Here is a 23,491-nt window from a genome sequence, read left to right as displayed (position 1 = left end):
TCACCGGGCCGCCGGCCACCTCGGGCGGCGGCGGGCCGCGCGAGGATCGTTGGCGTCGTCCACTTCCACGACCGGATTGGACTCCAGCCGTGGTGCGGGTCGGCTCAGCACGTAACCGGCGCTGGCGGCAAAGAACAGGCCCACGCCGAGCAACAGGCGCCACGACGGATGCGCGCCCCAGCAGAACAGGGCAAAGCCCGCCGCCATGCCTGCGCTGGCAAACGCCTTGCCCTTGCCCGACACGGCGCCCTGCTCGCGCCACAGCCGCAGCGACGGGCCGTAGCGTGGATGCGCCAGCAGGCGCTGCTCGAACGTCGGCGAGCTGCGCGCGAAGCAGCCCACCGCGAGGATCAGGAAGATGGTGGTCGGCATGACTGGCAGCAATGCGCCGATCACCCCGAGGCCGACCATCAGCCAGCCCAGCGCGAACCAGAGCCAGCGCATCAGCGCTGCACCTGTGGGCGCGCGCCGCGCATCAGGCGAATTCCACTTCGACGTGGCGATGCACGCTGCGGAACGCAGCGTCGGCTGCATCGATCACCTGCTGGTCCTGCTCGGCACTCAGCGGCACCGCGTCCAGCGCAGCGGTGAACTCGCGCCAGTGGCGCGCTGCGCCATCGGGATGGGCGGTCAGGTGGCGGGCGCCGAAATCACGGTTCAGGCCGAGCTTGGCCGCCATCTTGTACAGAATGGTGCCGCCCAGATTGGAGCCTTCGGCCACGTACAGCCAACCCAACGCAGTCGGCAGCGCGAGGTCCGAGGGCAGCGCGTCGATGTCCGCGCCCGGGAGCGTCTGCTCCAGATCCTGCAGGTCGCGCGCGACCTGTCTCAGTCGGCGGCGCGCGCCCAGATCGGGCAGCAGTGCGTCCAGCGCAGGATTGGCATACAGCGCATCAATGCTGCGGTGGAAGCGATACTGCACGCGCAGGAAACGGGCGAAGTTGCTGCGGTCGGCGAAGATGTCACCGGCCATGATGCGCTTGTCCAGCGCACCGTGGCTGTCGCGGGTGGCGGCCTTGAGCCGCAGGCTGCGGCTGTCTTCGGGAACGATGTGTGCGTTCATGGGGGAATGCCAGGAGGGTCGTCCTGCTGTAGACGTCTGCCACGGGGCTTTCCCCAAGGCCGTCTACACCGATAATGGGCCATCCCCTTGTCCATCCGGAACCGACGATGATCACCACCGAACCGCGCATGACCAACCTGTTCCTGCAGCTGGGCCTGGATGCCAGCGCCGAGGGCATCGCCCGCTTCATCCGCGAGCACCAGCTGGCCACCGACGTCGAAGTGGTCGAGGCGCCGTACTGGAATGATGCCCAGCGCCAGTTCCTGTCCGAGTCGCTGCAGGCCGATGCGGCATGGACCACCGTGGTGGATGAGCTGAACGAGTCGCTGCACGAAGATGCGGTGAAGGCGTCGAGCGGGCTGTAAGTGCCCTGATGGGGGCGCCGGGCATGGCCCGGCGCTACCGTTGTCTCCCGCTGGGGTCAGAGCCCTTCCGCAGGAAAGGGATCCGACCCCGCAGATCAGTACTTCCAGGTCAAGGCCAGCCTTGCGGTGCGACCCGGCGCCGGCATCACGCCCAGGGCGAGCGGATCCAGGTAATAGCGGTCGGTCAGGTTGTCCACGCCGGCTTCCACCGACAGCTGGTCGTTGAAGCTCCAGCTGGCGAACAGGTCTACCAAGGTGTTCGGCCGGTACAGCTGTTGGATCGCCGACAGGCCCACGTTCCAGTCCTTGTCCAGCGTGCTGATCGGGCCGGCGTTGTGGACCACGCGGGTGCCGAAGGTCAGGCGCTCGTCGAACAGGCGCGAGCCCAGGGTCAGGTTGACCATGTAGCGCGGCGGGTTCTGGGTGTTGGTGTACGACCCCTCGAAGCCGCCGTCCACGCAGTTAGGCGTGTGGGCCAGCTCATCGTTCCTGCGCTGTGCGCCATAGGCCCGGCGCTCGGCGGCGATGTCCGGCGCGCAGGTCTTGGCTTTGAAGTAGTAGTGCGCGGACAGGTCGGCGAAGACCTTGCCGCTGTCATAGCTGGACTGGAACTCCATGCCGGAGACCTTGAACTGGTCGACGTTGCGGATCAGGCCGGCCGACAGCGTGCGGTAATCGCGGGTGATCAGGTCGTCGATGCGGGTGTCGAAATACGCCAGCTTCAGCGCCAGGCGGTCGCCGGCGGTGAACAGGTCGTAGCGGAGGGTGCTGGCACCGATTTCCCAGCTGCGCGCACGCTCCGGCTTCAGCTCACCCACCGGCTTGGCGGCGGTGAACAGGCCCAGCGTGGTCTCGAACAGGCTCGGCAGCTTGGTGCCCTCGGCGTACTTCACATAGACCAGGGTGTCTTCGCTGAAGCGGTAGGCCACGCTGGCAGTCGGCGAGAACGCGGTATCACGGCGGCGGATCGGCGGCGACCAGCTCCAGCTGACCGGCACCTCCAGGTCCTGCGCCTTGCCGGCGTCATAGAAGTTCCACCCACCGATGTCGCCCACCGTGCCCTTCTTGTACGGCGAGGCCAGCAGCGATTCCTGGGTGAAATTGCCATTGGCATCCGGATACCAGTTCAGCAACGCGATGCGCTTGGCGCGCCACAAGGGCAGTGCCGGGTTGCCGTTGAGCAGCTCGGTGTAGCGGTACTGGCCCTGCACCTCATAGGCATCGGGCGTGGCCAGGCGGTTGCGGTCATGCACATCCACGCGGTTCCAGCGGCCGCCGGCCAGCAGTTCCCAATGCTCATCGGGCTGCCACTTCAGCGAGGCCACGGCGCTGTATTCCTTGCGCTCGGCGTTGCGCAGGAAGCGGTTGTTGACCAGATCGTCATGCTTGATCGGGCCCGAGCCGCCCGGGGCGATATCTTCGTCGCTGTAGGACAGGCCATAGTCGAGCGTGAACGCTCCGGCGCGGGTGCCGAACGTCGAGGTGTTGCTGGCATCCAGGTTGAAGCGCTTCTGCCGCAGCGGGTTCCGGTAGGCATCCTTGTAGCCGGGATCGCCACTGAAACTGGGCGCGTCGTACCACTCGGTGCGGCGATCGAAGTACCACGGCGTGATGCCGGTCAGGCTGTTGTACATCACGCTGTCGGTGTCGGTGTACGCTGCATTGACGCGCAGGTCGATCAGCTCGCTGTCCGGATCGAAGCGATAGCGCAGGGTGTAGCTGTCCATGTCGACGTGGCCCGGATCCCACTGCGGGATGCGGTCACGATCCACCCGGATGATCTGCGAGGCCATGATCTCGCCGGCGGTGCCTTCGTAACGGCGGTAACCGGCCTCCAGCGTCTGCGCGTCGTCGACGCGCCAGGTGCCCTTGAGCAGCGCCGACTTCGAACGCGAGGAGGTGTTGAACACTTCGGTGCGCGGCGGATTCAGCGGCGCCAGCGTGCGACGGGTCTGCGGGAAATCATCGTAGCCGTGCTTGCCGGAGAAGTAGTTGCCGTTGTCCCGGTACGCGTAGGCCGCAACCAGGTCGAAGCGGTCCCAGTGACCGGCACCGGCCACGTTGAAGAACTGGCTGCCGGTGGCGCTACGATCGGTGCGCGGCGTCGCACTGTAGGACGGCAGGTTGTTGGCACTGCCATTGGCCAGGCCACTGCGCACGCGCACGCCGAGGTCGCGCCCCTCGCGCAGCACGTCACCGATCTTCAGCGTCTCCATCTCGACCATACCGCCGATGCCACCGGAGGCATTGGCCTGCAGGCTCGGGCCCTTGGTGATGGTCAGGCTGGAGATCAGGTCGGGGTCGAGGTAGGTGCGCTGTGACTGGCCCGCATAGCCGCGGTAGGTGTCCATGCTGGACTGGCCACCGTCGATGATCACCGGTACGCGGCCTTGACCCTGGATGCCACGGATGTTGACGTCGAAGCCATTGCCGACGCGCGGATCACCGGCGGTGACACCGGCCACACCCTTGACGATGTCACCGTTGGAGGTGCCGCGGAAGCGCTCCAGATGCGCGCGGTCGAGCGTGGTGGTCGAACCCACGCTGCGGTAGCTGTCGAGCAGGCGTGCTTCATCGTTGTTCGCACCGCTGTCGACGCGGTCGCCGGCCACACTCAGCGTGCCGGTGACGATCACACCGCTGTCGGCCCGCACCGGCGTTGCTGCCTCCAGAGTGACCGCATCGGCGCTGACCCGGCGCACCGCCACGCCACTGCCCTGCAGCAGGTGCTGCAACGCCTGGTTGGCCGACAGGCTGCCGCTGACCGCGTGGGAGGTTGCGCCGTGTGCCAGCGATGCGGGGTACACGACCTGCACGCCGGATTGGCGCATGTAGCTGCGCAGCGCCTCATCCAGCGGTTGTGCAGGAATTTCGAAGCGCAGTACAGCCGCGTGGTCGCTGCGGGCGCTCTGCGCCAGTGCGGGTGGCGTCGTGCTGGCCAGCCCGGCGGCAAGCAACGCAATGCACAGAGGGGACGGGCGCAGTACGCGGCCCGAGCGGTGGGAGTCGAACATGGAAGAACCTGTCAGGTAATCGGTGCCGCGAACGCGGCGTCATCCGCAACACGGGCGGACACGGCGACGTACGTGGCGACGGCGGGTACGTTCGCCGGGTAAGACGGCTGGGCGCGCGACAACCCCAAGAGCGATTTGCGGTCGCGGGGGATGCCGACGGGGCGCGGGTGGGTGCCGACCGTTGGTCGGCCGGTGGTAGCGGTGGGTGCCGACCGTTGGTCGGCACAGGGACGCTCATCCACGCGTGGCGTGGATCTACTGCACGATGGCGACGCCGAATGGAAGACGAGTAACCTGAAGACCTGCCGTTGCCGCCAGCGCATCCAGCGCCTGTTCCGGGCGGTCGATGCGCAACGCAGCACTCACTGCAGGCAGACGTGACAGATCACCGCGCACGAAGGTCGGCCCCGCGCGATAGCGCCCCACCCACTGCACCGCATCGGCGACGCTGGCCTGCTCCAGCAGCAGCTCGCCCTGGCGCCAGGCGCCGACGCTGTCGGCGGTCACGTCAGCCCGTCGCATGACCCCGCCACGTTCAGTGTAGACGGCACGCTGCCCCTGCTGCAGGTAGGTCCAGCCACCGTCGGCCGGGCTGGCCACGCGCACCCTGCCCTGCCCAACCTGGGTTTCCACCCCCTCGTCTCCACGCGCCACGGTGAACGCGGTCGAGATGTCCTCGACCAGGCCATTGCCGGCGCGCACGCTGAAACGCCGCTGTGCATCCGGGCTTACCTCGAACCAGGCGCGCCCGCGCAGCAGCTCGACCTCGCGGGCGTCCGCATCGAAGCGCACGGCAATCGCACTGTCCGCATCCAGCACCGCCCGACTGCCATCGGGCAGCCGCACGTGCTGCACCTGATGCGTGCTGCGATGATCGGACTGCAGGCGCAGCCACGCCTCCGGCCATGCCACCAGCATCGCCAGCATTGCCGCCACAGCCATCGCCCAGCGCAGTCGATGCGGCCCACGCCGTCCGCTGGCCCCGGCGGCCTGTGGGCGCGGCCCGACACTGCGCCACAACGCGCGCTCGTGTTCGAAGGCCCTGCGGTGCCCCGGCTGTTGCAGCCAGTGCTCGAACGCCTGCATGCGTGCATCGCTGATGTCACCCGAGGCCAGCCACGCGATCCAGTCCCGGGACTGTTCGGCCAGGGCATCATCATTGGCAGCGGGCAGCATGTTCGGCGGGCTCATCGGCTGGCGGACAGGCGCATTCAAGCGCAGGCGGGGGAACTAGACCGCATCCACGGTCCAGTGATCAAGACGTCTGCGCGAAGGCCAGCCCCAAGCCGGCGCGCTCATCGACCGCTGCGCGCCCAGGCCAGGCGCTGCAGCGCGGAGCGCACATGATTCTCGACGGTGGTCACCGACACCCCCAGGCGGCGTGCGATCTCGGCCTGGGTGAGGCCCTGCAGGCGGTTGAGCCGGAAGATGGTGCGGGTCGGCTCCGGCAGGTGACCCGCCGCATCGAGCACCCGCTGCAGCTCATCCTGTGCCATGGCCTGCTCCTCGGTGGAGATCACCTCGTCGCCCCCCCACAGGTAGTGGTCGGCCAGCAGCCGGTTGCGGCGGCTCGATTCGCGGCCGTGGTCAGTGGCAAGGTTGGCGGCCAGCCGATACAGATAGGCCCGCGGATTGTCGATCGCCTGGCTGTCATCGACCCCTCGCGCCTTGAACCAGACCGCCTGGATCACGTCCTCGGCGCCGTTGTCGCCCCCGAGGATGCGCTGCACCCGGCGCAGCAGCGCGGGCCGCTCGCGGATCAGCAGCTCAGTGAGGGAGGCAGCATTGGAGGGCATGCGCGGAGCCGGGACGACAGACGGGAGGCACCGCGCATGCTACTCCGGCAATGCGAATAAGTCACATTCTTGTCTATGCCGGGACTACAGGCAATCAACCAGTGCGTCGTAGGTATTGGCTTTCGTGCCGGGCAGCGGCGCGTGCAACGCATCGAACCCGTCCCCCGTTTCCCACACCTGCAACAGGGTTTCCAGGCGTGTTCCTGTTGCCAGCGGCAGCACGCAGGCATAGCGTCCGCGGTTGACCGTGATCAGGCCGCTGGGCTTTACCCTGGTGTTGCTACCAGCGAAGGTCCATACACACTGGACAACCACCCCCGTGGCCTGTGTTGCTACCAGCGAAGGTCCATACACACTGGACAACCACCCCCGTGGCCTGTTCCACGGAACAGCGCAGGCGCATGGCCCACAGATTGATGTACTCGCCCTCGCAGAAGGTATCGCCACATACCTCATCGAAGCCACGCACCAGTTGCCGCTCGGCAGCAAGGAAACGCTCGTGGCCGCCCCCCGGGCCGGCGTAATCCCGCGCATCGACGAACGCAGGCGCAGCCTGCGCGACACCGGCGCACGGCAGGCTGACAGACAGCACGCCACACAACAGCCAGCATCTACGGAAGCTCCCCATCAGCCCACCCTCCCCTGCGTGCGCAGGCATTCAGGCAACCCATCGAAGATGCCGTGGTCAAGCCCAGGCAAAGGCGCGGTCAGGCCGCCCGGGGCTTCCAGGGAGGCGTAGAACGCGTCGACGGGCACCCCGGGCTGCATTTCGACCGGACAGACCCAGCTCCCGTTGTCGATCCGCACGTGTCCCGTGTCGGGCTCAACCTCCAGCTCGCTGGCGGCCACCACCCAGACACAGCGCTGCACGGTGCCGCGGTGGGCGAGCACGGCGCAGCGGAACTCCATCACCCGGTAGTTGCTGTAATCACCTTCACACAAGGTGTCGGCACACCATGCGGCGAATTCGCCGGCGACCGCGTCCTCCAGCGCAAAGGCACGGTCCCATCCGGCCTCGTCGGAGGGATAGTCAATCAGGTTGACATGCAACCCGCGCGCGAGCGCGGGCAGCGGCGCCAGCAGCAGCAAGGCACAACAGCCCAAGCGGTTCCAGTTCATGGCAAGTCTCCTTGGCAAGGACGTCCAGCCTGCCGCGGGGACCGGGTCGAACCCATCGGGAAACCCCGCCCCACCCGCTCCGCCAGGGGCGGGCGCGCAGGTCGGCCCAGCCCTACCCTGCACAGCGCCCGGCAAAGGCATAAAATGGTGAGCTATCCGTCTATATCCCCACCTGGAGCACACCATGGGCCTGGAACTCGTCTCGCCCGGCAAGAACCCGCCGGAAGAAATCAACGTCATCATCGAGATCCCGAAGGACTCGGAGCCGGTGAAGTACGAAGTGGACAAGGAAACCGGCGCGATCTTCGTCGACCGCATCCTGTCCACCCCGATGCGCTATCCGTGCAACTACGGCCACGTGCCGAGCACCCTGTGTGGCGACGGCGATCCGGCCGACGTGCTGGTGGTGCTGCCGCTGCCGCTGGTGCCGGGCTCGGTCGTGCGCTGCCGTCCGGTCGGTGTGCTGAAGATGAGCGATGAGGCAGGCAGCGACGAGAAGATCCTCGCCGTGCCGGTCTCGAAGATCTTCAGCGGCTACGCCCACGTCGAAGACATCGCCCAGGTCTCGAGCCACTGGCTGGAGCGCATTGGCCACTTCTTCGAGCATTACAAGGATCTGGAGAAGGGCAAGTGGGTCAAGCTGGACGGTTGGGGTGGCGCCGCTGAGGCCAAGCAGATCCTGATCGAGGCGCACCAGCGCCATCTCGACAGCAAGGCCTGAGCCTGAACCGGATCGCTCCGGCGATACCCCGCCGGAGCGATGCGGGTCACGTTTCATGATGACGGCACATCACTCTTGCTGCCGTATTAGGTAAATTGCGTCACTTCACACGTCATCGACATCCATCGTCGAGACAGCCAGGGGAATGTGTCGTGCGTATTCTGCTTGTTGGGGATGCAGCCAGCCTGCCGGCTGAGCTGACCGAATTCATTGCCGATCTTGGGGAAGACTGGCAGCCGCTGACCGCCGCCGATGGCCAGACCGCGATGACCGCGGTGGCCACGCAGGGCGTGGACGCGGTGATCGTCTGCCCGCAGTTGCCCGATCTCAATGCCACCACGCTGCTGGGCCAGATCCGGACACTGCGCCCGGAAACCATCCGCATCGCGCTGGTCGATGCACACCATGGCAACCGCCCGCCGCCGGCGCGCCTGATCGGTGTCGCCCACCGCTTCCTGCCGCTGCCGCTGGCGCCGGAAGTGCTGCTGGAGGCATTGACCAGCCTGGAAGAACTGCGCGAAGTGCTGGACAGCCCGCGCCTGCGCGATGCCATCGGCCGTATCGAGAAACTGCCATCGCCACCGCACCTGTACCTGAGCCTGACCCAGGCCCTGGAACATGACGACGATACCGACAGTGCCGATGTGGCCAAGCTGGTCGCCGCCGATCCGGCCATCGCGGCCAAGGTGCTGCAGCTGTCGAACTCGGCGTTCTTCAGCCAGGGCCGCACCATTGCCGACCTGCGCACTGCGGTCACCCGGCTGGGCCTGGCCACGCTGCGTGACCTGGTGCTGGCCAGCGAAGTGTTCTCCGCGCCGACGCTGTCGGCTGCCGAGCGCAACTCACTGCAGCAGCGCGCCTTGCTCGCCTCGCGGCTGGCCGCACGCCTGCTGCCCGAGTCCAGCGCCGAACTGGGGGCGACTGCCGCACTGCTGGCCGACATCGGCCTGCTGCTGCCCGGCGTGCGCAACGAGCGCAGCGAGCCCGCGCTGGCCGGCGATACCCGCCCAGGCCATGCCGAGGCCGGCGCCTACCTGCTGGGCCTGTGGGGCCTGCCGATGCCGATCATCGAAGCGGTGGCATTCCACCTGCAGCCGCAGCGCGCCAACACCCGCAGCTTCTGGGTGACCGGCGCGGTGCACGTGGCCCTGGCGCTGGTCAATGGCGATCCGGTGGACGAGGACTACCTGCAGCGTGCAGGCGTGCTGAACAAGCTGCCGCAATGGCGCGAGCACGCCAATGCACTGATGGGACTGGTGCCCAGCGACGCCTGAGCGTGCTGGATGATGTCCGGACGACAGAGGGCGCACCCACACGGTGCGCCCTTTCCATGTCAGCGGGTACCGCAGGCATCCTGCACGCAACGCCGGTACTGCGACTCGCAGATGACCGGTGACTTGCCACTGGCCAGGCACTGCTGGCGGAACTCTTCGCAATAAAGCCCGCCACCACAGACCCCGAGGCCCTGCGCGAACACCGCGCCCACCAGCGTTGCATAGATCAATGCAGCCGCCGATGCCTGGCGCAGCAACGTGTTCTTCATACCCCTCTCCACATGCGAGCGTCCGGTATTGGACCTCCTGACTGTGTCGATTGCGACACGACGGGACCGTGACTGCGCTCACCTTCCAACAGTTTCCGGAATTCCCCTACAAAAAAGAGGGCGGACCTAGCGGCCCGCCCTCCTCGTGTTGCTACCGCACTTCGATGGATCAGAAGCGCTGGGTGTACTTCATGTACAGGAAGCGACCCACATCGAAGCCGCCGTAGTAGGCGAACGCCGAGTTCGGAGCCGAGTACTGCAGCGGACCCTTGTGGTCGAACACATTGTTCGCGCCCAGGGCGATCGTCGCATCCCACGGTGCCTTCCAGCTGACCTGCAGGTCGTGGAAGGTGTTGGAGCCGGTGTGACGCAGCGGATCGGTTTCGCCATTGGCCATGTGGTTCGGCGCATCGCACCAGCCATCAGCCAGCGAGATGCAGCTTTCCTTCATGCCGGAGTAGTAGCGCGCGGTGTAGTTCACACCGAAATCGCCGTACTGCCAGTTGACGCCCAGGTTCGAACGCACGCGGAACAGGCCCGGCTCGCCGACGCGGCCGATCATGATGTTGTCACCCGCGCTGTTCTGGCCCTGCTCGTCGTACTTGGCGGTGTAGCTGGTGGTCCAGTCGATGCTGAACTGACCGATGGCCAGTTCCGGCAGGCGGTACTTGATGCCCAGGTCGTAACCTTCGGTTTCCATCTTGCCGAGGTTGGCGGTGCCGTAGGTGATCGCACTGACGTGGCCGTCAGCCGCACGGGTCACGCTCGAGCAACGCTCGGAGTTGCCCAGCACGTAGCAGTCACGCAGGATGCGGTCGACGCTGTCAGCGATGATCATGTCGCTGATTTCGTACTTGTACCAATCCAGCGAGACGTCCAGGCCCTGCACCCAGCGCGGGCTCCACACCAGGCCGAAAGTGGTGCTCTTGGAGGTTTCCGGCTTCAGGTTCGGGTTGGCACCCGAGACGAACTGGTCACCCGACTGGCACGGCAGGGTCGAGCACGGCAGGTTGCCCTGGCCCAGCTGCACATAGTTGGCCGGAGCGCCAGCGGCGGTGCACGCGGCATTGCCGGCAACGCTGCCCGGGGCGTTCACGCCGCACGGATCGATGTAGGACTCGAAGCTCGAGCTCAGGCCACCGTACAGGTCGCTGATGGTCGGAGCGCGGAAGCCCTCGGCGTAGGTGCCGCGGACCAGCAGTTCATCCAGCGGACGCCAGGTCAGGCCGAACTTGCTGTTGGTGGTGCCACCGAAGTTGCTGTAGTCCGAGTAACGGCTGGCAACGTTCAGGGTCAGCTCCTTGGCGAAGGCCATGTCGGCCAGCAGCGGCACGTTCAGTTCGAGATAGACCTCGTTCAGATCGTACTGGCCGCGGGTCGGCTTCTGGCCCAGGCCGGTGGACTGGCCCGACTGCGCGAAGGCGTCCGGCACGTAATTGCCTTCTTCCTTGCGGTGCTCGACACCCAGCGCGAAGCCCAGGTCGCCGGCCGGCAGGGTCACGATGGAACCGGACAGGTTGGCGGTGAAGCTGGTGGTCTTGGTGACGCCGCGGGTGGTGAAGGTCGGGAACAGGAAGTCCTGCAGCTCCTGGTTCGCCAGCGAACCCTGGCCATCAACGCCGTACGGCAGCAGCGGGTTCCACGGGCGGCAGTCGCCCAGGATCGGCTTGGCCGAGGTGCCGCAGCGTGCAACGCCGCCGGCATCGATGAACGACGGGCCCAGGGCCTGGCCTGCAGCGATCAGGCTCATGTCGCCGCGGTTGCTCTTGATCGACTCGTTGCGGTTCCACAGCGCGCCGACGTCCCAGTCGAAGGTCTTGCCGCCCAGCTCGAAGAAGCCGGTCAGGGTCGGAGCGAAGCGCAGGGTCTTGAGCTGGCTGTCAGTGGTACGCGGCACTTCCCACAGGCGGCGACGGAAGCTGACGTCCTGGCCGACCGGGTTGAAGGCGCTCGAACCCTCCAGCGGGGTGCCGAAGGAGTTGGACTGGAACGGGTAGCCGGCGATCTGCTGGAACGTCTGGCGCTCGTTGTAGAGCACGTCGGTGTTCAGGCTGATCGAATCGGTGAAGTCGTAGGTGCCGTTGATGTAGACCGACTTGCGCTTCACACCGGTCAGCAGGGTCATCTGCTCGTTGGAGTTGGCGAATTCGTCCGGCGTAATGACATGGTAGTCATTCGGGTTCTTCGGGTTGCCGCCGGCGTTCAGGGTCTTCCAGACAGCCTGCTTGGAGTCGCCGCAGTTGACCTGGGTCGGGTTGCACCAGCTGCCGTTCTGGCTGATCGGGCTCCAGGTGGCCGAGGTCGAGTTCGGACCCAGCGAGCCGTCGCGGCTGTACCAGCGGTCCTTGGCCCACACCGGATCCTGCTTCGAGTACTCGGCCGACAGGGTCAGGCTGCCGCGTTCGCCGCGGGCACCGAGGGTCATCGAATAGGTTTCGGTGTCGCCGTCGCCCTTGCCGTACTGGCCGACGTAGACGTTGGCTTCGCCGCCGTCGAAGTTCTTGCGGGTGATCACGTTGACCACGCCGGCGATGGCGTCGGAACCGTAGATCGACGAGGCGCCGTCCTTCAGGATTTCGATGCGCTCAACGGCAGACATCGGGATCTGGCTCAGATCCTGGTAGCCCGCAGTGGTTGCGCCCAGACGCTTGCCGTTCATCAGCACCAGGGTGCGCTGGGCGCCCAGGTTGCGGATGTCGACGTAGTAGCCGCCCACGTTCTCGCCCGAAGCCAGCGACTCCGAACGCGAGATGGCCGGGGAGCCGGCCGAGGTCAGGTTGTTCAGCACGTCGGCGACGCTCGAGAAGCCCTGCTTTTCCAGGGATTCGCGGGTCATCGTCAGGATCGGCTGCTGGGTTTCCACCGAGGCGCCGCGGATGCGCGAGCCGGTGACCGAAATGCGGTCCAGGTCGGTGGTGCCCTTTGCTTCCTGCGCCGAAGCAAAGGCCGGCGCCAGCGCCAGCGCAATGCCGGCCGGCAGCAAGCCGAACCGCACTGCGGGATTACGAACGTTCATCAATCTCTCCAAGGTACGTGTTAGCAGCGTGTTAAAACACCCCAGCACGTTACGATTGCGTTGCAGCGCTGTATTTGCGCGAACCAACCGGAGACTTTGCGGATTGTGGCGGGAGCAAGCCGCCGTTCTCCCTGAAGCGCGATGCGGACTGGCCGTAGCGGGCGCGGAACGCACGCGCGAAGCTGCAGCAGTTGTCGAAACCGCTGGCGGCAGCGACCTCGCCCACCATCATGTCGGTGTCGCGCAGCAGATCAGCGGCGCGTTCGAGGCGCAGTCGTGCCGAAAGCGACTGCGGGCTTTCCTCGTACAGGCTCTGGAAGGTCTTGGACAGGTACCAGCTGGAGAAGTTGGTCAGCTCGGCCAGTTCGCCGATGCGCACCACCCGGTGGCTGTTGCCTTCCAGATAGAGGCGCGCGCGCTGCATGCGGCCGAACACCTGGCGCTTGCGGCTGCGCGAGCGGCCCGGGCAGCGCTGCACGTTGTCGGCCAGGCCGCGCTGCAGGCCCGCGAGGTGCAGCAGCAGCGGGCGCAGGGCCTGCGCCGGCTGGCCGCTGGCCAGCGCATCGCGCCACAGGCGCAGCGCCACGCGGGCATCAGTGCGGTTCATCCGGCCACGACCTGCATACAGGCCGCAGTCGGCCATCTCGGTCAGCACGCGAAGCGCTTCGATGTTCAGGTTCAGGCCGACGCACAACCCGTTGCGACCGGCCTGCACCAGCGGCCGCGATTCCTTCTCGAAGGCGATCCACTCGCCCTGGCGCAGGCGGAAGCGCCCTTCCTTGGCCTCGACCCACGAGCTGCCACGCACCTGCATCCAGACAGTGAAGCTGGAGCCGGCGGTCTGCAGGCTGCCGAGCCGGGCCACGCCCAGGCAGGTCGGTGCGACGTCGTCGAGCGACCGGTCCAGGGAAACAGTTTGGCCGCGATCGGCCAGCGAGAGTTGACGCATGGGGGCACCACGGATTTGCCTAGTACAGGACTCCGTTTTGCCAAATCAGGCGGCACCGCGTCAGGAAGGTCCGACGAGATCGCCACGAATTCGCGACGAGATCCCGACGAAGAAATTACGAAGGCCCATTTCCCTTGAACAACAACAACTTGGAGAATGCGGGGAACAGTGCAGGCGGGCGTTCGGGCAACCGCATCACGCCGATGTCAGCGCCATCGCTGACCGCCATCGCCACGAACAGGTCCTTTCCGTCGGCGCTGGCACTGAGCCCGTTGCCGGCGCTGAGCCGTTCTGCGTCCAGGCAGCGTTCCGCCTCCTCGCGGCCGGGCTGGATGCGCACGAAGGTGGTGCCACACGTGATCGAGGTACCGAGGTAGCCGATGCCGCTGTTGCCGGTCACGGTCCAGGCCCGGTATCGCCAGCGGCTGGGCCGGTCATCGCTGATCTGCTGCACGCTGGCCGGGGACAACGCGGCATCCGCCGACCACAGGCCACCGGCGGCCAAGCGGGTGAACAACACGCGGCCACTGCTCCGGTCAAAGCGCGCCTGCGACACCCCATCGATGCTGGCCAAGCGGCGCCAGGGCTGGACGCTGCGATCGAACAGGCTCAACCGCGTGCGCTGGTCGGCATCGCGCTCGACCACAAACAGCTGCTGCGGCGAGGCGCCATACAGTGCCTGCAACGGCTGTTCGGCCGGAACCGGCAAGGGTTGCAGACGCTCATCGCGTGGCGCGATTTCATAGAGCACCGTGCGCCCATGCGCATCGCGGCCAACCACCAGCAACTGCCGGCTGTCGGCCGACCAGTCCGGTGCCTGCCGCGCCTCCGGCCGCAGCCCTTCGATGGGACGCAGCGAATCCGGTCGCTGCATGTCCGCCCACCACAGGGCGAAGCTGCCGGAACGATCCGAGGTGAAGACCAGCTGGCGGCCATCAGGCGCTGCCATCGGCTGCCCATCGCGGCCACTGGAGGCGAACAGGCGCTCGGGCGTGCCGCCGCCCTGCATCGGCACCTTGAACACGCCGAACTGCGCGCGCCGGTGGACGAACGCCAGCATGCCACCGCGTCGCGACACCGCTGGCCACTGCGCATCATCCAGGCCGGCATCGCGCAACGTGTGCCGCTCGACGTCCAGGTAATAGAGCCGCGCCTCGCTGTCGACGCGGCGACCGAAGACGATGGTGCGGCCATCGTCCAGCCAGGCCCAGCCGCGCAGCTCTGCCGCTTCGTTGGTCAACTGCTCCGGCGTGCCGCCCGCAGCGGGCACCCGCCACAGATCACCCAGCTGCGGGTTGCGCACGAACACCAGCCATTGCCCATCGGGCGAATACCGCGGTGCGTAGTCGAAGTCATCTTCATCGACGCTGTAGGCCAGCGCGCGCCACTGGCCACTGGCCAGGTCCAGCACACGGATGCCACGGTGCGCGTAGCGACCGACCATGCTGCCGAACACCAGGCCACGCCCATCTGGCGTCCAGTCGAAACTGAGCAGCTCCGTGCCATCGCAGCGTGTGGCCTGGCGCAGCGCGCCACCGGTGGCGCTGGCGATCAGTACCTGGCACCCGCCGTCGGCGGAGAACCGCGCGAAGGCGATTTCGCGGCCATCCGGCGACCAGTTCGGGAAGCGATCGACGGCACCGGCTGGTGGCGCCAGCAACTGGCGCGCCGGCGCGTTGCCGGAGGTCTGCAGCTTGATCGCGCCACCACCGTTGCCATCCTCGTTGGCGCCCTCATAGGCCACCAGCGAACCGTCCGGTGACAGCGTGGGGTAGGTTTCAAAGCCGCTGGTCGCGGTGATCAACCGATACGGCCGCTGCGGGCTGCCGATCACCCGCGTACCGTTCTCCACGGCAGCCTCCACCGGCGAACTGCCGGCCGGTGCACGGCGCAGCAGCAGCGTGGTCAACACCAGCAGCGTGGCCAGCATCAACACGCCCAGCGCCAGCAGCACGCGCCGACGGATATGGCGCCAGCGGCGGCGCGCTGCCTGTGGATGCGCAGGCAACGCAGCAGTGGTCACCGGCTGCGCGGCCATGCCTTCGTCGTCGCGGACGCCTGCGGCCACGGGCTCGGCATCGTCCAGCACCTGCACCGGGACCAGAAGCCGATAGCCTGTCTTGGCGATGGTTTCGATGTAGGCCTGGCCGCTGTCGTCGTCGTTGCTGAACGCCTTGCGCAGCTGGGTGACGGCCTGGGTCAGCACATCGTTGGTCGGCAGCGTGTCCGGCCATACCTCGGCGAACAACTCGTCGCGGGTGACAACGCGGCCCGGCTGCCGCAGCAGCACGCGCAGCACGCCCAGCGCCTTCGGCGTCAGCCGACGCGGGCGACGCGCACCGACGACCTCGACTTCGCGCGAGGACAGAGTGACGGTGCACTCTCCTATCCGTATCCGATCGGATACCGGGGGCTGGATTTCGCTGCTGTTCATTTTCTGCTACACAGTAGAGACAGGTCCCGGGCAGTGTTTGCCTTCGATACCGCCCCGTCCTGGGAACAGCGAAAAGCCAGACTCCGCACAAAGCATCGGCGCATACCGCAAAAACAATCGAGCGCGCGAATACTAGCCTATGCAAGTTACCTCGCCTATCGCGTGGTCGACATCAGGCTCTCTCTCGCCGACGCATTCACATAATTTGCGACATCATTCGCGCCCTATCGGGCGCGAAATTTTTATCTGGCGTTCATTTTCACATGCGCCGCAACATGGTCAATCCGACCAGCCGCGAAACCACCAAAGCCACGTACATCACGCCGGAAAACTGCTCCAGCATGACCAGTGCGCGTGCCTGTGGATGCAACGGCACGACGTCACTCAAGCCGACGCCAGACAGCAAGCTGAAGCTGAGATAAAGCAGCTCCATCCAACTGCGCTGCGCGCCTCCGCCGGTGCCCTGGAAGCTGCCCGGGTACCACTGCTGGCATACCGCGAATGCGAACGCAAATGCCCATGCAAGCAAGGTGAATGTCGCGCCTGCGGCGAACAGTTCGTCGCGGGTGACCTTGTGGTCCTGGAGCATGTAGGCGATCAGCGCGCCGGCCGTGTAGAAGTACAGCAGGCTCTCCAGCAACTGCGCGGTGGTCAGCAATGCGCTGCGGTCGAGCAATGCACCGGCCAGCGAGAACACCACCGACGGGATGGCCAGCACCAGTGCCAGCCAGGTGCCCAGCGGGCTGCGCTGCACCACCCACAGCGCCAGGCCCAGTACCGCCATGCCGAACATGCCCAGCGCCGCGCGGCCGGCAGCGGTGTCGTCCAGCGCGGGGTACAGCAGCACCGCGATCAACTGGGCACCCAGCAGCCAGGCCGAAGGATGACGGCGGGCGATGGCCAGCCAACGGGTGGTCATGGCAACAGGCATGGTGTCCTTTCCCCAGGGTGATGCGCGGAGCATAGCCGGGAGAGGCGTGATGAGCGGTGGTGCCGGCCGCTGGCCAGCACGCTTCCCGGCCCCTGCACAACCGGCTGCTGGGCAGCGGCCGGCACCCGGCTACTCGTCATCCCTGGTGGTAGACCTCTGCGCCAGCCGCGCGGAACTCCTCCGACTTCTCCTTCATGCCGGCCTCGGCGTAGTCACGCACGTCCTGGGTGATCTTCATCGAACAGAAGTGCGGGCCGCACATCGAGCAGAAGTGGGCCAGCTTGTGCGCATCCTTCGGCAGCGTCTCGTCATGGAACTCCTTGGCCTTCTCCGGGTCCAGGCCAAGGTGGAACTGGTCCTCCCAGCGGAACTCGAAGCGCGCCTTGCTCAATGCGTTGTCGCGAACCTGCGCGCCCGGATGGCCCTTGGCCAGGTCGGCTGCATGCGCGGCAATGCGATAGGCCATGATGCCGTCGCGCACGTCCTGGCGATTGGGCAGGCCGAGATGCTCCTTCGGCGTCACGTAACAGAGCATGGCCGTGCCGAACCACCCGATCATCGCCGCGCCGATCGCGCTGGTGATGTGGTCGTAGCCCGGTGCGATATCGGTGGTCAACGGCCCCAGCGTATAGAACGGCGCCTCGCCGCACTCACGCAGCTGCTTGTCCATGTTTTCCTTGATCAGCTGCATCGGCACGTGGCCGGGGCCCTCGATCATGGTCTGCACATCGTGCTTCCAGGCGATCTTCGTCAGCTCGCCCAGCGTTTCCAGCTCACCGAACTGCGCGGCGTCGTTGGCATCGGCGATGCAGCCCGGGCGCAGGCCGTCACCCAGCGAGAAGGTCACGTCATAGGCCTTCATGATCTCGCAGATCTCTTCGAAATGCGTGTACAGGAAATTCTCCTTGTGGTGCGCCAGGCACCACTTGGCCATGATCGAGCCCCCGCGGCTGACGATGCCGGTCACCCGCTTGGCGGTGAGCGGCACGTAGCGCAGCAGTACGCCGGCGTGGATGGTGAAGTAGTCCACGCCCTGCTCGGCCTGCTCGATCAGCGTGTCGCGGAAGATCTCCCAGGTCAGTGCTTCGGCGCGGCCATCGACCTTCTCCAGCGCCTGGTAGATCGGCACCGTACCGATCGCCACCGGCGAGTTGCGGATGATCCACTCGCGGGTTTCATGGATGTGCTTGCCGGTGGACAGGTCCATCACGGTGTCACCGCCCCAGCGGATCGCCCACACCAGTTTCTCTACCTCCTCGGCGATTCCCGAGGAAACGGCGCTGTTGCCGATGTTGGCATTGATCTTGGTCAGGAAGTTGCGGCCGATGATCATCGGCTCGCTTTCCGGATGGTTGATGTTGTTGGGCAGCACCGCGCGGCCGCGCGCGATTTCATCCCGCACGAACTCCGGGGTGATGATCTTCTGGATCGAAGCGCCGAACGCCTCGCCCGGATGCTGCTGCAGCAGGCCCGCATCGCGGATCGCTTCCAGCCGCTGGTTCTCGCGGATGGCAACGAATTCCATTTCCGGGGTGATGATGCCGCGGCGCGCGTAGTGCATCTGGGTGACGTTCGCGCCTGCCCGTGCACGACGCGGCAGGCTGCGCGCGGGGAAGCGCACGGCATCAAGCTTCGGGTCATGCTCGCGATCACGCCCGAACGACGAACTCAGGCCTTCGAGCTGCTCGGTATCGCCACGTTCCTCCACCCAGCCGCGACGCAGTGCCGGCAGGCCGGCGGACAGATCGATACGCACGCCCGGATCGGTGTAAGGGCCCGACGTGTCGTAGACCGTGACCGGTGCATTCTCCTCGCCGCCGAACAGCGTCGGGGTGCGGGTCAACGCGATCTCCCGCATCGGTACCTGCAGATCCGGGCGCGAACCGGGCACGTGGATCTTGCGTGAGCCGGGAATGGGCCGGGTCACGGATTCGGAGAGTTGCTGGGCCTGTTGCTGCAGGGCGGAGAGCTGTGCGTTCATTGGGCATCGTCCAGGAAGGTCAGGGACGAAGCGGCGGCGCACTGCGACCGCGCCCGGACGGTCCTTGGGCGGAGTCCGGGAATGGCTGCATTGCAAAGCTTCCCTACGCCGGTATGAGCCGGATCAGGTTCCAAGGGACTGTCTCAACCGTGGCCACATGGCCCGGTACCCCCGCTTCTTGGTGCGCATTAGAGCATAGAACGTGCTGCAGCCCATGGCTGTTCCATCCACGCACGGCGTGGATCCGCTGTTTCTGTATTAACAGAACCGTGACATCGCATTCAGTAACGTGCACGCGCATCGTGCCGCTGCGGCCGGTGTTTCCTCGCCGCCTTCGCGGCCCCTGCCCGGTCTGTGCTGCATGTCGCCGGCCCCTCGCAGCAAGCTCTGCTCGCTCCCCTCAATCCTTTGATCGGAGAAGCCCCTTCATGGTGTTTCGCGTTTCCATTGCACTGGTTCTGCTGCTGGTGCTGCTCGCCGGTGTTGCACCCGGTCCCTTCAACACCGTGGTCCAGTCGATGCTGGCCGAGGTCATCCGCAGTGTCGGCTGGCTGTACCTGCTGGTCGTGTTCCTGGCGCTGGTGTTCCTGATGTACCTGGCCTTCGGCCGCTTCGGCAACCTGCGCATCGGTGGCGAAGATGCCGAGCCCGAGTTCTCGCGTGCCAGCTGGATGTCGATGCTGTTCGCTGCCGGCATGGGCATCGGCCTGGTGTTCTGGGGCGCCGCCGAGCCCATTTCGCACTTCAGCAAGCCACCGGAGGGGCTTGCTCCGCAAAGCCTGGACGCGGCACGCGCCTCGATGCGCTATGCATTCTTCCACTGGGGCCTGCACCCGTGGGCCATCTACGCGCTGATCGGGCTGGCAATGGCCTGGTTCCAGTTCAACCGCAACGGCCGTGGCCTGGTCAGCGATATGCTGCAGCCGATCATCGGCCGCCATCATCGCGGCTGGATCGGTCGGGTGGTCAACATCGCTGCAGTGGTCGCCACCGCGATCGGTGTCGCGACGACGCTGGGCTTCGGCACCATCCAGATCGCCGCCGGCATCGAGCGCGTGTTCGGCGTGCAGGCCACCGTCCCAGTGCAGATGACCATCATTGCCGTCGCCTTCGTGCTGTATATGGCGTCCACCGCCAGTGGCGTGGAGCGGGGTGTGAAGTGGCTGTCCAATTTCAACCTGGCGTTGGCTGCCCTGCTGGCAGCCATCCTGCTCGTGCTGGGGCCGACCGGCTTCATCTTCGATACGTTCACCACCACGCTGGGCTCCTACCTCAACCAGCTGGTGACAATGAGCCTGCGCATGTCACCGTTCTCCGGCAGCACCTGGGTGGCGGACTGGACAATCTTCTACTGGGCCTGGTGGATCTCGTGGGCACCGTTCGTAGGCTCGTTCATCGCACGCATCTCTCGCGGCCGCAGCGTGCGCGAGTTCGTGATCGGCGTAGTGCTCGCGCCGACGCTGCTGGGCTTCTTCTGGTTCGCGGTATTCGGCGGCACCGCGCTGTGGGCGCAGATCTTCGGCCATGCCGACCTGGTGCAGGCGCTGGGCAATGGCTACGAGACGGTGCTGTTCACGCTGTTCGACAGCATGCCGCTGCCGTTGCTGCTGTCGTGCATCGCACTGGTACTGCTGATGATCTTCTTCGTAACCTCGGCCGACTCGGCGGTACTGGTTCTGGCCAGCATGTCCACTGACGAAGCAGGCGATCCTCCGTTGAAGCGCAAGCTGGCCTGGGGCATCGCGGTGGCGTTGATCGCAGCGGCGTTGCTGCTGGCCGGCGGCCTGGATGCACTGCAGGGCATGATCACGATTGCGGCGTTGCCATTCGCACTGTTGATGGTGCTGGTGATGGTGTCGCTGTATCGGGTGCTGGACCAGGAATACACGCGCGAGCGGCGGCAGGCGCAGCGCCAGCGGCACATGATCGATGCGTGGATCGCACGCGAGATGGCGGCGCAGGAGGAGACGCAGGCCGAGGCCGCACGCGCGCACGATCAGGATTGAGGGTGTTTTGCAGCCTGCGGCTGCACCGCTTTTTCAAGCAAGTGCAAGTGCAGAAGCCAAGGCGGCTCTGGGCTTCTGCTTGCTTGGCGGGGAGGGGGCAGATGGCGGGACACGCCGCAAGTACGTCCCTGTAGGCTCGGCCACGGCATCCATGCCGTGGACGGTCCCGCCATCTGCCCCCTCCCCGCCGCCGACGATTTCCCGGTGACGGCAGTAGATCCACGCCATGCGTGGATCAGGTGTATCGGAAAACAAGAAGGGGTCGGATCCGTTTTCCTTCGGAAAACGGATCCGACCCCAACCCACAGCGCGCGGCTGTCGCTGTTGCCTTTGCTCTTGATCTTCTTCCTTCTCTTCCGTGGCTGACGCGCACGGAAATTCTCGGGGGGCGTGCGGGTGGGAGTGGCGGGGGTATCCGCGCCATGGATGGCGCGGCTAAGCCTACAAGGACGTATTTACGGCGTCCCCCGACACTCCCACCCGCACGCCCCAGCGCATGAACCTGCTCCAGCGCTCAGCCGCGAGGGGGCTCAGCCCGGTGCCCGGGAAACCTCAATACCCCGCCGCCTGCCCATCCTTGCGGCTCTCCGAAGCACCGTAGTACACCCCGGTCTCGGGATCGCGCATGATCGCCTGATAGCCACCATACGGGCCGTCGGCGAACACGATGCGATGCCCCTTGCGCATCAGCGCACGCACGGTTTCATACGGGAAGCCGGTTTCCAGGTTCACTTCACCACCGTCGGTCATCGCCGTGGCCTGGCCGGTCGGCTCGGTGGAGCCCTCATGCTGGATGCGCGGTGCGTCACCGGCTTCCTGCAGGTTCATGCCGAAGTCCACCAGGTTCATCACGATCTGCGCATGGCCCTGCGGCTGCATCGCGCCCCCCATCACGCCGAAGCTGGCATACGGCTTGCCACCCTTGGTGATGAACCCCGGAATGATCGTCTGGAAGGGGCGCTTGCCCGGTGCGTATCCGTTGGGATGGTTCTTCTGCAGCACGAACATCTCGCCGCGGTCCTGCAGGATGAAGCCCAATCCCGGCGGCGCCATGCCGCTGCCCATGCCGCGGTAATTGGACTGGATCAACGAGACCATCATGCCGTCGGCGTCGGCCACGGTCATGTAGATCGTGTCGCCTTCCTCCAGCTGCTTCGGTGTGCCTGGCTGCACTTCCTTCAAGGCCTTGTCCATCGAGATCAGCGCCCGGCGCTGCGCGGCGTACTCCTTGGAGATCAGCTTCTGCACCGGCGCCGGCTGGAATGCCATGTCGGCGTAGAAGCGCGCACGGTCGGCGAAGGCCAGCTTCTTCGCTTCGACGAACAGGTGCACGTGCTCGGGTGAGCCGAACGGGATCTTCGAGAAATCGTAGCCTTCCAGCACGTTGAGGATCTGAAGCGCAGCGATGCCCTGGCTGTTGGGTGGCAGCTCCCAGACGTCGTAGCCACGGTAGTTGCTGCTGACCGGCTCGACCCATTCACCGTGGTGCTCGGCCATGTCCTGGTAGCTCAGGTAGCCACCGTTGGCCTTGAAGTAGTCACCGACGGTGCGGGCGATGTCTCCCTTGTAGAAGGCGTCGCGCCCGCCGTCGGCGATCTTCTGCAGGGTGCTGGCCAGGTTCGGGTTCTTCCACATCTCGCCCTTGCGCGGAGCGTGGCCGTTGATCGTGAACTGCTCCTTGAAGCCCGGGTACTGCGACAGCTTGGGCACCGAACGGTCCCAGTAGTAGGCGATCACCTCGGCCACCGGGTGCCCTTCGCGGGCGTAACGGATGGCCGGCGCCAGGTTGTCGGCCATCGGCTTGCGACCGAAACGGTCGTGCAGGGCGAACCAGCCGTCGACCGCTCCGGGCACCGACACCGGCAACGGGCCGGTGGCCGGGATGTCCTTCAGGCCACGACGCTGGAACTCGGCCAGGGTGAGCGACTTCGGCGAGCGGCCCGAGCCGTTGTAGCCGTAGAGCTTCTGCGTCTTTGGGTCCCAGACGATGGCGAACAGGTCGCCACCGATGCCGTTGCCGGTCGGCTCCATCAGGCCGAGCGCGGCATTGGCCGCGATCGCCGCGTCGACTGCCGAGCCTCCGCCCTTCATCACGTCCAGCGCGATCTGGGTGGCCAGCGGCTGCGAGGTGGCCGCCATCGCATGCGGGGCGATCACCTCCGAACGGGTGGCGAAGGTGTGGCCGGTGATGCGGTCGGCGGCGATGGACAGTGCAGGCACGGCAGCCAGCACGGCGGCGGCGAGCAGGGAGCGGGCAAGGCGTCGGGACACGGTCGGGTTCCGGTGGAAGGCTGATCCCCTGATCTTCGCCGCTGCGACCTTCCTACGGTATCGGGCAGAGGTCATGGACGTTGATCCTGGGTTAGATGCGGAGGAAGCCAGAAAGCCGCCGGATTCCGCGCAAAAACCGCCCTGAAAAGAGTGAATTCGGGTTCACTGAAACACTTTCAGCGGCAACCATCCTTGTGCCGCAAGCGATTTAGCTGGACTCACTGGAAACCGATAAAAAAACTGTCGCGAGGGTTGACACCGCCAAAACGCCTGTGTTTCTCT

General features: G+C 66.1%; 18 protein-coding genes and 1 riboswitch. Of the genes, 4 read left to right on the top strand and 14 right to left on the bottom strand.

What is annotated here, in order from left to right; translation table 11 throughout:
- Positions 1 to 444: a YbaN family protein gene (locus tag ACM0PY_RS08145; protein WP_180884762.1), complete on the bottom strand. Its 444-nt coding sequence runs from the start codon at positions 442 to 444 to the stop codon at positions 1 to 3.
- 31 nt (positions 445 to 475) lie between these two features.
- Positions 476 to 1,063 carry a biliverdin-producing heme oxygenase gene (locus tag ACM0PY_RS08140; RefSeq protein ID WP_180884760.1) on the bottom strand — a complete coding sequence of 196 codons (588 nt, stop codon included), beginning with the start codon at positions 1,061 to 1,063 and terminating at the stop codon, positions 476 to 478.
- A gap of 107 nt (positions 1,064 to 1,170) precedes the next feature.
- On the opposite strand from ACM0PY_RS08140, the gene ACM0PY_RS08135 reads away from it, so the two are divergent.
- The gene (locus ACM0PY_RS08135) at positions 1,171 to 1,428 is read left to right on the top strand and encodes a DUF2789 domain-containing protein (RefSeq protein WP_005410930.1); all 258 of its coding nucleotides are present in this window, start codon (positions 1,171 to 1,173) and stop codon (positions 1,426 to 1,428) included.
- Positions 1,429 to 1,523: 95 nt separating this feature from the next.
- Here ACM0PY_RS08135 and ACM0PY_RS08130 read toward each other — a convergent pair whose 3' ends face one another.
- The 5 genes from ACM0PY_RS08130 to ACM0PY_RS08110 form a co-directional block, all read right to left on the bottom strand.
- Entirely contained in the window at positions 1,524 to 4,442 is a 2,919-nt protein-coding gene (locus ACM0PY_RS08130) for a TonB-dependent receptor (protein ID WP_180884758.1), read from the bottom strand.
- Between the two features lie 255 nt (positions 4,443 to 4,697).
- Positions 4,698 to 5,633: a FecR family protein gene (locus ACM0PY_RS08125; protein ID WP_134971410.1), complete on the bottom strand. Its 936-nt coding sequence runs from the start codon at positions 5,631 to 5,633 to the stop codon at positions 4,698 to 4,700.
- Positions 5,634 to 5,737: 104 nt separating this feature from the next.
- Complete coding sequence (locus tag ACM0PY_RS08120) at positions 5,738 to 6,238, bottom strand: RNA polymerase sigma factor (RefSeq protein WP_134971412.1); 501 nt, start codon at positions 6,236 to 6,238, stop codon at positions 5,738 to 5,740.
- A gap of 84 nt (positions 6,239 to 6,322) precedes the next feature.
- A complete protein-coding gene (locus tag ACM0PY_RS08115; RefSeq protein WP_495493253.1) occupies positions 6,323 to 6,460 on the bottom strand; it encodes a hypothetical protein in 138 nt (45 codons plus the stop codon).
- Positions 6,461 to 6,865: 405 nt separating this feature from the next.
- Entirely contained in the window at positions 6,866 to 7,357 is a 492-nt protein-coding gene (locus tag ACM0PY_RS08110; protein ID WP_005419076.1) for a hypothetical protein, read from the bottom strand.
- A gap of 184 nt (positions 7,358 to 7,541) precedes the next feature.
- Between ACM0PY_RS08110 and ppa the strand changes: the two genes are divergently transcribed.
- Both ppa and ACM0PY_RS08100 read left to right on the top strand, forming a co-directional pair.
- A complete protein-coding gene (gene ppa, locus ACM0PY_RS08105; RefSeq protein WP_414609370.1) occupies positions 7,542 to 8,078 on the top strand; it encodes an inorganic diphosphatase in 537 nt (178 codons plus the stop codon).
- A 152-nt stretch (positions 8,079 to 8,230) separates the two neighbouring features.
- A complete protein-coding gene (locus ACM0PY_RS08100; RefSeq protein ID WP_049413685.1) occupies positions 8,231 to 9,352 on the top strand; it encodes an HDOD domain-containing protein in 1,122 nt (373 codons plus the stop codon).
- Positions 9,353 to 9,411: 59 nt separating this feature from the next.
- Here ACM0PY_RS08100 and ACM0PY_RS08095 read toward each other — a convergent pair whose 3' ends face one another.
- The 6 genes from ACM0PY_RS08095 to thiC form a co-directional block, all read right to left on the bottom strand.
- Positions 9,412 to 9,621, bottom strand: coding sequence for a hypothetical protein (locus ACM0PY_RS08095; protein ID WP_014648325.1), 210 nt, complete (start codon positions 9,619 to 9,621; stop codon positions 9,412 to 9,414).
- 169 nt (positions 9,622 to 9,790) lie between these two features.
- Positions 9,791 to 12,637: a TonB-dependent receptor gene (locus ACM0PY_RS08090; protein ID WP_061479548.1), complete on the bottom strand. Its 2,847-nt coding sequence runs from the start codon at positions 12,635 to 12,637 to the stop codon at positions 9,791 to 9,793.
- Positions 12,638 to 12,686: 49 nt separating this feature from the next.
- Entirely contained in the window at positions 12,687 to 13,586 is a 900-nt protein-coding gene (locus ACM0PY_RS08085; protein ID WP_053497516.1) for a helix-turn-helix transcriptional regulator, read from the bottom strand.
- Between the two features lie 115 nt (positions 13,587 to 13,701).
- Entirely contained in the window at positions 13,702 to 16,020 is a 2,319-nt protein-coding gene (locus tag ACM0PY_RS08080) for a winged helix-turn-helix domain-containing protein (protein WP_134972157.1), read from the bottom strand.
- 259 nt (positions 16,021 to 16,279) lie between these two features.
- On the bottom strand, positions 16,280 to 16,951 hold the full coding sequence (locus ACM0PY_RS08075) for an ion channel (protein WP_065196438.1): 672 nt from the start codon (positions 16,949 to 16,951) through the stop codon (positions 16,280 to 16,282).
- 136 nt (positions 16,952 to 17,087) lie between these two features.
- Positions 17,088 to 18,932 (bottom strand): phosphomethylpyrimidine synthase ThiC, encoded by a 1,845-nt coding sequence (gene thiC, locus ACM0PY_RS08070; protein WP_072168417.1) that lies wholly within the window; start codon positions 18,930 to 18,932, stop codon positions 17,088 to 17,090.
- A gap of 82 nt (positions 18,933 to 19,014) precedes the next feature.
- Positions 19,015 to 19,115: riboswitch (TPP riboswitch) on the bottom strand.
- 245 nt (positions 19,116 to 19,360) lie between these two features.
- On the opposite strand from thiC, the gene ACM0PY_RS08065 reads away from it, so the two are divergent.
- On the top strand, positions 19,361 to 20,938 hold the full coding sequence (locus ACM0PY_RS08065) for a BCCT family transporter (RefSeq protein WP_197619724.1): 1,578 nt from the start codon (positions 19,361 to 19,363) through the stop codon (positions 20,936 to 20,938).
- A 552-nt stretch (positions 20,939 to 21,490) separates the two neighbouring features.
- On the opposite strand, the gene ggt is transcribed toward ACM0PY_RS08065, so the two are convergent.
- A complete protein-coding gene (gene ggt, locus ACM0PY_RS08060) occupies positions 21,491 to 23,209 on the bottom strand; it encodes a gamma-glutamyltransferase (protein WP_180885027.1) in 1,719 nt (572 codons plus the stop codon).
- Positions 23,210 to 23,491: the final 282 nt, after the last annotated feature.

It is taken from the genome of Stenotrophomonas sp. BR163 (genome assembly GCF_047520985.2).
GTDB lineage: Bacteria > Pseudomonadota > Gammaproteobacteria > Xanthomonadales > Xanthomonadaceae > Stenotrophomonas > Stenotrophomonas sepilia.
This window is presented reverse-complemented; position numbering and strand designations above follow the sequence as displayed.